The sequence below is a fragment of the Meiothermus sp. genome (assembly GCF_025060375.1).
Taxonomy (GTDB): domain Bacteria; phylum Deinococcota; class Deinococci; order Deinococcales; family Thermaceae; genus Meiothermus.
The window spans coordinates 1-1,770 of sequence record NZ_JANXCG010000065.1 but is presented as its reverse complement, the minus strand read 5'-3'; the positions used below and the strand labels follow the sequence as shown (position 1 = coordinate 1,770).

Sequence of the window (1,770 nt, the reverse complement as noted above, 5' to 3'; positions counted from 1 at the left end):
AAGCCGCCTCCGGACGATCTCGTAGGACTCATCCTGGGTGGCGGGCTGCCACACGGACTCCAGCCGGCCAAAAACGTTCTGGAGCCTGAAGAGGGCCTCCCGCCCCCGCTCTCCCCCCACCTCGGCGTCGGAGGCGGGCAGGGAGGCCACCAAGAGGGTGCGGCGGCTCCTCTTGGCCGCCTCGGTCAGGGCCTGGGCGAAGGTGAGGTTCTGGTCAAAGGTGCCCGCGGGTAGGTCTTCCCCGTGAAGGTTGCGCAGGTAGGCTACCCACTCGTCCATGAGGATCAGGGCGGGCGCGAAGCGGTCAAAGAGCTCCATGAACTACCCACGACCAACCGCTATCGCGGCATGGTCGGGGTTTCGCAGTTCAACGGGGCCAGTCAGCCCCTCCCCGCCCCCTGGTTCCCAGGGGTCTAAGGCCCATCTCAGCATGACCAAGGCCGCGGCCTGGTCGCGGGGCATCTCGCACCCGCAAGGGCATTGGTGTACACGTTGAGAGAGTAGTTTTTTCTCCTGGCGTAGGCAGAGGGGACAGGTCTGTGAGGGCTTGACCTTTGAGGTGGGCACCTCTACCAGCCGCGTACCAGCCTCTGCCGCTTTGTACGCCAGCTTCCGTAGAATGTCGCCGATCCCCACGTCAAGCATTGCCCGGTTGAGACCCGCCTTTCTGCTCCCACCCCTTGCCGTCATGTTTTTGACCTTGAGGGCCTCGGTTGCAATGAGCCCATATTTCGCAACCCAACCGGCAGTAAGCTTGTGCTGGAAGTCGTCTCGCTGGTTGGCAACCTTCCGGTGTATGCGAGCGATAGCCCTTTTTGTTCGCATCCAGCGATTGCTGCCTTGCTTTTGCCGGGATAGTTTGCGTTGCAGACTCTTAAGCTGCTTGCTAGCACGCCCAAGAAAGCGCGGATTTTCTACCCTAGTGCCATCCGACAGGGTCGCAACTGCTTCTACCCCTAGGTCTATGCCTACGGCTTCATTACCAGCCTTGCGGGTGGGTTGGCAGCGGATGGTTATGGTGGCGTACCAGCCATGGGATGTGCGGGTAAGCGTTAGCCGAAGGGGCTCACCCCACTGCCGGGGTTTGCCCCTGGCCCGGATGGCCCCCAGGTTGGAGATGTGCAACACCCCATGTTTTCCGTTTGGCCCTCGCTCGAACTTCCACCCGGCCCGGTCGGGGTAGCAGAAGCCTACGAAGCTATTGCGGCTTTTGTAGCGGGGAAAGCCGGGGTTTTCTCCAGCACGAACCCTACGGTAGAAAGCCCGGAAGGCCCGGTCCACCCGCCGCACGGTCTCCTGCAGGGCATGGCTGCCCAGCACCTGGTACTCGGGCATCTCCTCCTTGAGCCTGGGTAGCTCGTTTTGCTGGTCGTAGTAGCTAATGGTCTTCCCTTTAGCCCAAGCTTTGCGGCGCTGCTCGATGCAGGCGTTGTACAGGTCGCAGTGCAGCCCATTCCACCGTTCCAAGGTTTCAAGCTGGGCTCGGTTCGGATACAGCTTGTAGCGCACCTGGCGGGCCTGCACGCCTCTAGTGTATCGTCAAACTCAAGACCGCCAACAACGCTGCTTTCCACCTCTCGTCTGACGGCGGGTGGTGCGCCCTTGGGGGTGCTCAAGCAATACATCCAGGGCCAGCGCAGGCCACGGGGGTAGCCGCCTTTGGCGGCGCGGGGTTATCCTTCTCCCACGGACCAAACTACGGTCTGGTCGGAGACTGCCGCCCCGCACCCCGGTGGTTCAGGGTGTCCGACCCCAGGGCCACGCCCCGCC

Annotated in this window: 2 protein-coding genes; both read right to left on the bottom strand. The window is 62.6% G+C overall.

Annotated features, from left to right (window positions below; genetic code table 11):
* A partial coding sequence (locus tag NZ849_RS08410; RefSeq protein WP_295406082.1) for a hypothetical protein occupies positions 1-258 on the bottom strand: 258 nt, incomplete at its 3' end.
* Positions 259-321: 63 nt separating this feature from the next.
* Positions 322-1,524 carry a transposase gene (locus NZ849_RS08405; protein ID WP_295406080.1) on the bottom strand — a complete coding sequence of 401 codons (1,203 nt, stop codon included), beginning with the start codon at positions 1,522-1,524 and terminating at the stop codon, positions 322-324.
* Positions 1,525-1,770 lie beyond the last annotated feature (246 nt).